Annotated in this window: 6 protein-coding genes and 1 other annotated feature; of the genes, 1 reads left to right on the forward strand and 5 read right to left on the reverse strand. The window is 39.2% G+C overall.

The annotated features are described in order from the left end of the window. Positions 1-108: 108 nt before the first annotated feature. The 5 genes from serS to guaB all read right to left on the reverse strand — a co-directional run bounded on the left by serS (position 109) and on the right by guaB (position 6,342). On the reverse strand, positions 109-1,383 hold the full coding sequence (serS, locus tag BKO01S_RS23420) for a serine--tRNA ligase (RefSeq protein WP_066060166.1): 1,275 nt from the start codon (positions 1,381-1,383) through the stop codon (positions 109-111). A gap of 51 nt (positions 1,384-1,434) precedes the next feature. Then, positions 1,435-1,655: a binding site (T-box leader), on the reverse strand. 58 nt (positions 1,656-1,713) lie between these two features. After that, positions 1,714-2,292 carry a pyridoxal 5'-phosphate synthase glutaminase subunit PdxT gene (gene pdxT, locus BKO01S_RS23425; RefSeq protein WP_066060168.1) on the reverse strand — a complete coding sequence of 193 codons (579 nt, stop codon included), beginning with the start codon at positions 2,290-2,292 and terminating at the stop codon, positions 1,714-1,716. 10 nt (positions 2,293-2,302) lie between these two features. Next, positions 2,303-3,184 carry a pyridoxal 5'-phosphate synthase lyase subunit PdxS gene (gene pdxS, locus BKO01S_RS23430; RefSeq protein ID WP_066060171.1) on the reverse strand — a complete coding sequence of 294 codons (882 nt, stop codon included), beginning with the start codon at positions 3,182-3,184 and terminating at the stop codon, positions 2,303-2,305. 189 nt (positions 3,185-3,373) lie between these two features. Then, positions 3,374-4,669: a serine hydrolase gene (locus tag BKO01S_RS23435; protein WP_066060177.1), complete on the reverse strand. Its 1,296-nt coding sequence runs from the start codon at positions 4,667-4,669 to the stop codon at positions 3,374-3,376. A gap of 206 nt (positions 4,670-4,875) precedes the next feature. After that, on the reverse strand, positions 4,876-6,342 hold the full coding sequence (guaB, locus tag BKO01S_RS23440) for an IMP dehydrogenase (RefSeq protein WP_066060173.1): 1,467 nt from the start codon (positions 6,340-6,342) through the stop codon (positions 4,876-4,878). A gap of 112 nt (positions 6,343-6,454) precedes the next feature. Between guaB and BKO01S_RS23445 the strand changes: the two genes are divergently transcribed. Then, positions 6,455-7,411 (forward strand): YaaC family protein, encoded by a 957-nt coding sequence (locus BKO01S_RS23445; RefSeq protein ID WP_232311308.1) that lies wholly within the window; start codon positions 6,455-6,457, stop codon positions 7,409-7,411. The last annotated feature ends 157 nt before the right edge of the window (positions 7,412-7,568 follow it).

Genomic DNA, 7,568 nt, shown 5'->3' on the forward strand with positions numbered 1-7,568 from the left:
GTATCTCATCGACAAGTTATAATATAGCATGTCCTTAAATGTAAGTCAACTAACTTTTCAAATTTTTAAGCGGATGTTTCCACCCGCTTAAAATAAGGTGGTTTATACTTATTTTATTACTTCACGATTCCCCATATACGGACGTAATACTTCCGGAATGACTACACTTCCATCTGCTTGCTGGAAGTTCTCTAGAATGGCAGCAACCGTACGGCCAATGGCTAAACCTGAGCCGTTTAATGTATGAACAGCCTCTGGCTTTCCTTTCGGGTCACGTCTAAAGCGAATATTTGCTCGACGCGCTTGGAAGCTTTCAAAGTTACTACAAGAAGAAATTTCACGATACGTTTCATAACTTGGGATCCAAACTTCAATGTCATACTTCTTTGCTGCAGTAAAACCAAGATCCCCTGTACACATGCTTAACACACGGTATGGAAGGCCTAAAAGCTGTAATACCTTTTCCGCATGCCCTGTTAGTTTTTCAAGCTCATCGTAAGAATCCTCTGGCTTAACAAACTTCACAAGCTCAACCTTATTAAACTGGTGCTGGCGGATTAATCCCCTTGTATCTCTTCCAGCAGATCCAGCTTCAGAGCGGAAGCAAGCACTAAAGGCAGCATAATTAATTGGTAACTCCTCACCGCTTAAAATTTCATCACGGTGTAAATTCGTTACGGGAACTTCAGCTGTTGGAATTAAGAAGAAATCTTCACTTTCAATTCGGAAGGCATCCTCTTCAAATTTTGGGAGCTGTCCTGTTCCAATCATACTAGCACGATTTACGATGTATGGAGGTAATACCTCTTCATAACCATGCTCTTCTGTGTGTAAATCTAGCATGAAATTAAACAATGCGCGCTCTAACTTTGCACCTAGTCCTTTATAAAAAACAAAGCGACTTCCAGTAACTTTACCCGCTCTCTCAAAGTCTATAATTCCTAGAGCATCTGCTACATCCCAATGTGGTTTCGGCTCAAAGTCAAAGCTAGGAACCTCTCCCCATTTACGTATTTCTATATTATCATCCTCTGTTTCACCTACAGGCACACTTTCATGAGGGATATTAGGGATGCTAAGAAGTAGTCTTTCCAACGTTTCCTCTACATCTCGTAACTGATCATCTAAACCTTTAATTCTTTCTCCTACTTCTTTCATTTCAGCAATTAATTGATCTGCATCCTTCTTTTCTCTCTTCAGTACTGCAACCTGTTGAGAAACCTCATTACGCTTACTTTTTAACTGCTCTACTTCTAAAATTAACTCTCTTCGTGTACGATCAAGTTCTTCAAATGTTCCAAGATCCGTTAAATCTTCTCCACGATGCTGAAGCTTTGCCTTCACTTCTTCAAAATTAGCACGCAAAAGTTTTAAATCTAACATATTTGTTCCTCCTTATTAATTGTAAGCAAACAAAAAACTCCCGTCCCCTAAAAAAGGGACGAGAGTTACCCGCGTTGCCACCCTAGTTGAAGGCATCATTCGCCTTCCACCTTAAATAAATAACGGTTTTAAACCGGAAGTACTTACTCACTTTACAGGCTTTCCATACTTCACTCAAGGATGGATTCACAAGCACTATTTACCGATTTGCACCAACCATCGGCTCTCTTAAAAATAGCTATCCTGTTACTATTTCCTCTCAATGTATTACACTTATTTATTTTTATAGTACTTTACTACAATTATTTCCAAGATGCAACCGAATTATATCTATTTTTTTGCCTCTTTTACCATATTGATAAAATACTGTGTGATACGATGATCTTCCGTTAATTCTGGATGAAAGGAACATCCAAGGAATTGTCCCTCTCTTGCAAAAACAATACGATTTTCATGTTTAGCAAGGATTTCAACATTTTCACCTGCAGCAACAATATGTGGGGCACGAATAAACACTGCTGGATAGTTTTCCCCAACACCAGCAATATCTAATTCTGCCTCAAAGCTTTCACGTTGGCGTCCAAATGAGTTACGTTCTACTTTTACATCCATCGCACCTAAATGAGGCTGATCGTATCCGACAAGATCCTTAGCCATTAAGATAAGTCCTGCACAAGTTCCAAACATCGGTTTGCCTGATTGTGCAAACTCCTTAAGGCTATCCATAAAATCGTACTTATCAATTAAGCGGCGCATGGTAGTGCTTTCTCCACCAGGCATGATCAGACCATCAACCTCTTCAAGCTGATCTTTTGTTTTAATTACAACCGCTTCTGCCCCACTCTCTTCAATCGAGCGTACATGCTCACGTACAGCTCCTTGGAGGCCTAGTACACCTACTTTAACCATTGTTATCACCTTACCATCCACGGTCTTGCATACGAGCTTCTGGAGCTAATGAAGAGATTTCAATCCCCTTCATTGGCGTACCAAGCTCTTTCGAAAGCTCAGCAATTAATTTGTAGTCTTGATAATGCGTTGTTGCTTCTACAATCGCACGAGCGAATTTAGCTGGGTTTTCTGATTTAAAGATACCTGAGCCTACGAATACTCCATCTGCACCAAGCTCCATCATTAATGCAGCATCTGCAGGCGTTGCAACCCCACCAGCTGCAAAGTTAACAACCGGTAAACGTCCAAGTTCCTTAATTTGAAGAAGAAGCTCAAATGGGGCTCCTAGAAGCTTAGCTTCTGTCATAAGCTCGTCCACATTCATTCCTACTACTTTACGTACTTGAGCATTTACTTGGCGCATATGTCGAACAGCTTCAACGATATTTCCAGTTCCAGGCTCACCTTTTGTACGAAGCATAGAAGCACCTTCACCGATACGACGAGCAGCTTCCCCTAGATCACGACATCCACAGACAAAAGGAACGGTAAAGTCACTCTTGTACAGATGATATTCTTCGTCCGCTGGTGTTAATACTTCACTCTCATCGATGTAGTCTACACCCATTGCTTCTAAAATACGAGCCTCTACAATATGTCCAATACGCGCTTTAGCCATTACTGGAATAGAAACAGCATTCATTACTTCTTCCATAATACGTGGGTCTGCCATACGAGCTACTCCACCAGCCGCACGAATATCTGAAGGCACTCTTTCAAGCGCCATAACTGCAACAGCACCAGCTTCTTCAGCAATTTTTGCTTGCTCTGCGTTAACAACGTCCATAATGACGCCGCCTTTTTGCATTTCTGCCATTCCACGTTTAACTCGATCTGTACCTGTTTTCATACTTGATCCCCTTTCATTATTACCATCTACAGTAGATGGGTAAATTATGTCTCCATATGTAGCTACTAAATAAAGGAAAGCATAACGAATTCAATCGAAAGTAATCTTTTTCCCTATTCGTAAATAAACAATAAAAAGGGCTTCCTGTCAAGACAGTAGCCCTTTTTTATAAGTAAATTATCGCTTTATTTAAAATATTCCTTTAACAGCTGTAGAAGCGCTATCCCATAGGTTTCCAAAAAAACCACCCACTCCACGCATCATTAAGACAAACCAGTTGGCTTTTTCTACATCTTCTGTAGCGATCACATCAACCGTAATCTCTTTTTGACCAGCTTCAGTTAGGAATCCTAAACCTTCACCTTGAACCGGCTCAATCGTAAGGGTTCCCACCTTATCACCTTTTTTTACTGGAGCTGTTAACTCTCCGTCTTTATTTAGCTTATCTTCATCAATTTTCAATACTGTTTTGTATTGGTCCTTTTCTCCATTTTTCACGACCATGGAGATGCTATCCTTTGATTCGATTGATACTTCATCTTCTTTCCCTTTTGTTACAGGTAAAGTTTTTTGTCCCTTTACTTGATATCCTTGTTCAACGATTTCTTCGTTAGTAAAGTTTCCGAAAGCATAATCCAAAATTTTTCTCATTTCTGTAAAACGCTCATCTTTCGTAGCAGCTTTCATAACTACAGCAATTACACGTTGTCCATTTTTTTCGGCAGTTGCTGTAAATCCAGCACCTGCAAAATCAGTTGAACCTGTCTTTAGCCCATCTACACCTGCATATTCGAACACAAGACCTGGAAGCATCCAGTTAAAATTCTTATATGTCCGACCATCACGGAATTGAAGCTCAGGCATTTTCGCTGTTTCAATTACCTCAGGGTAATCATTAATAAGATGGTAAGCAAGCTTCGCTGTTGCTCGAGCTGACATCACATTTTCCTCATCCGCTCCACCAGCTGGATGATTTCCTAGCAGACTGCTGTTATTAAGTCCGCTTGAATTAACAAACTTATAGTCCTCTATTTGCAATTCTTCAGCCTTTTTATTCATAAGTGTGATGAAGTTCTTCTCAGAACCGGCAATTAACTCTGCTAATGCAACCGTAGCAGCATTCCCTGAGTGGATAGCCATTGCTTGATAAAGCTCTTCAACCGAATATTCTTCTCCTTCAGTTAACCCAACATTGGATAGCCCAGGAGCACCTGATAGTTCATGAACATAGGCGTTTATTTGTACCTTTTGATCCCATTTAATCTTACCTTCATCAATTGCTTCAAGTAGGAGGTACTCGGTCATCATTTTCGACATAGATGCAACACCAAGTACAACATCAGGATTTTTAGCGTAAAGTATTTTCCCTGTCTCCGCATCAAGTAAAATAGCAGCTTCTGCCGTAATTCCAAGTGGATCCTCTTCTGCTTTTACTGGTGAAACACTTGCTGCCATTGATAGTGTGAATGCTATCGTCAAGGTCATTACCCAAATAGAAAAACTTTTTAAACGATACAATGAACTTACCTCCATATTTGTCAATTACTCTATGAAAATCATTTCGACATGATTCTTTATTTTTTGCACTTGTACAGTTTACCATATAAATTACAAAAAAAATAGACAGAGAAAGGTCACTCTGTCTTGTAAAAATACTTGTAATCTCTTCGTTCGAAAGTCACAGTTTATTTTTAGGAAAGTGAATAGTTCGGTGCTTCCTTCGTTATTTGAACATCATGTGGATGGCTTTCACGAAGTCCGGCTCCTGTCATTCGAATAAACTGAGAGTTTTCTCTTAATTCCTGTAAGTTCTTTGTTCCACAATACCCCATTCCAGAACGTAAACCACCAACTAACTGGTAGATAGTATCTGTTAATGGACCCTTGTAAGGAAGACGCCCTTCAATTCCTTCTGGAACAAACTTTTTATTATCTTCTTGGAAATAACGATCCTTAGACCCCTTTTCCATTGCTGCTACTGAACCCATTCCACGATAGACTTTGAAACGTCTGCCTTGGAAGATTTCTGTTTCCCCTGGACTTTCTGTTACTCCAGCCAATAAGCTTCCTAGCATAACTGCATGTCCACCCGCTGCTAAAGCTTTTACGACATCTCCAGAGTATTTGATTCCTCCATCAGCAATAACCGCTTTGCCGTGCTTTCTCGCTTCTGTTGCACAATCATAGACAGCCGTTATTTGCGGAACACCAACACCCGCAACAACTCTTGTTGTACAGATAGAACCCGGACCAATTCCAACCTTCACGATATCTGCCCCAGCTTCAATGAGCTCTCTTGTCGCTTCAGCTGTAGCTACGTTACCTGCGATAATAGCAATGTCAGGGAATGCTTCTCTAATAGATTTAACCATCTCAATAACGCCTTTGGAGTGGCCGTGAGCAGTATCTATCACAAGTACATCTACTTGCGCTCTAACAAGCATCTCAGCGCGTTTCATTGTGTCACTAGTTACCCCTACTGCTGCACCAACGAGTAAACGACCTTGCTCATCTTTTGCAGAATTAGGGAATTCAATTACCTTTTCAATATCTTTAATCGTAATTAACCCTTTAAGGACTCCTTCGCTGTCAACTAGTGGAAGCTTTTCAATTTTGTATTTTTGTAAAATACTCTCAGCTTCTTCTAATGTGGTTCCTACAGGAGCTGTAACTAGGTTTTCTTTTGTCATTACATCCGAAATTTTAATCGAGTAGTCTTGGATGAAGCGTAAGTCACGATTTGTTAGAATTCCAACTAACTTTTGTTCCTCATCATTATTTACGATAGGAACACCTGAAATTCGATATTTCCCCATAAGATGTTCAGCATCAAACACCTGTTGATCAGGAGTTAAAAAGAAAGGGTCTGTAATTACACCACTTTCTGAGCGCTTAACCTTATCTACCTGGTCAGCTTGCTGTTCAATGGACATATTTTTATGGATAATACCAATTCCACCTTGTCTCGCCATTGCGATAGCCATTTCTGCTTCTGTTACCGTGTCCATACTTGCACTGATCATTGGAATGTTCAACTTGATTTTTTCAGTTAAGTGAACTTGTAAGCTCACATCTCTAGGAAGTACTTCTGATTTTGCAGGCACTAACAATACATCGTCGAAGGTTAAACCCTCTTTAACAAACTTATTTTCCCACATAAAAAATTGCCCCCCTACTCGAAAATATTATTAGTAGGTTATCAATTGGTTAAAATACTGTCAAGAACTGTTCAATATGTTTGATTTTTCAATTAATTTGGAGGTTACTAATTTGATATTCCCTTTTGCTAATTTGCATTCATTTTCTCTCTTTTTTTCAGCTGATTCAACCCAGCAATATTTAAAAAAATGTTATCAAGTTTTAGATCTGCCGGATGCGGAACAAAAGAGTTATGAAAATTGCTATCCATTTATTTACTATCTGGAGCATGGACAGGTTTATTATGAGCAGGCAAAAAACTCACCACTCATTATCCAACCCATTCTTCTCTTTTATGGTCTCGTACACCTATTAAAGGCTTGTATTTTAACAGTAGACCCAAATTATCCTGAAACTACTTCTGTACTTGCTCATGGCGTTTCTACTAGGAAGAGAAAAAAACAGCAATACCACTTTTTTCAGGATGAAGTAAAATTTCAAAAGACAGGGCTATTCCCTCATATTGGAGAAAGATTGTTTCACATGAAACAATTGGAAGGGGAAAAGACAACAATGAATGATCTTCTTATGCAAATACCCGAGCTCACCAGTCTTTTTGAAGAGCTCGTGGGAAAGAGGACCTTCTTACCTGTTGAGAATATAGGATCAGGCATTCAAATCCCTGAGGCAGCCCTCGATAGCTACCATATGACTGCAGATAGATTTACCGATTTCTTTCAGCAAAAAACAAAGAGTGATTTTTTGGTAAGTGAGCATACAAATAAGATTCTTACGTTCCAATTAGTAGGAGGAAAACTCTCATCCTTTTCTTTAATAAAATACAATATTGTAGAAAAACAATTTTCTCTCTCGATGACAAAAGGTGATCTCCTTCAATACAATGAACTGCTTATTCATTATTTATTGCTATATAACCTTAGTATGATTGCTCGCTACGAAACAGAGTGGTGGAGTGAACTAGTAAAGACCATGCCGAATAAAGACTTTCCATTTATTCAATCCTTTTTACAAGTCAGCTTGGACAAAGGTCCCTTTCTTGTCTATCAATATTTAATGGGGAAAAAGTAGATGTGCAATCCTTTAAAATTCTACTATAACTGAACAGGGTGGGTTACCGGAGAAATTATTCGACCAGTTTAAATAAAAACTTTCTAACATTCAACTTCCCTTCAAAAGAAAAATTACAGCTCAAGGTCAATTAGGGAAAACAAAAAAAGCACCCAAT

The organism is Robertmurraya korlensis NBRC 107688, from assembly GCF_001591645.1.
Taxonomy (GTDB): Bacteria; Bacillota; Bacilli; order Bacillales; family Cytobacillaceae; genus Robertmurraya_A.

Bases quoted from the DNA above. Each gene is read 5' to 3' on its own strand.
- pdxT (WP_066060168.1), bottom strand. From the start codon at position 2,292: ATGGTTAAAGTAGGTGTACTAGGCCTCCAAGGAGCTGTACGTGAGCAT.
- pdxS (WP_066060171.1), bottom strand. From the start codon at position 3,184: ATGAAAACAGGTACAGATCGAGTTAAACGTGGAATGGCAGAAATGCAA.
- guaB (WP_066060173.1), bottom strand. From the start codon at position 6,342: ATGTGGGAAAATAAGTTTGTTAAAGAGGGTTTAACCTTCGACGATGTA.
- BKO01S_RS23435 (WP_066060177.1), bottom strand. From the start codon at position 4,669: ATGACCTTGACGATAGCATTCACACTATCAATGGCAGCAAGTGTTTCA.
- serS (WP_066060166.1), bottom strand. From the start codon at position 1,383: ATGTTAGATTTAAAACTTTTGCGTGCTAATTTTGAAGAAGTGAAGGCA.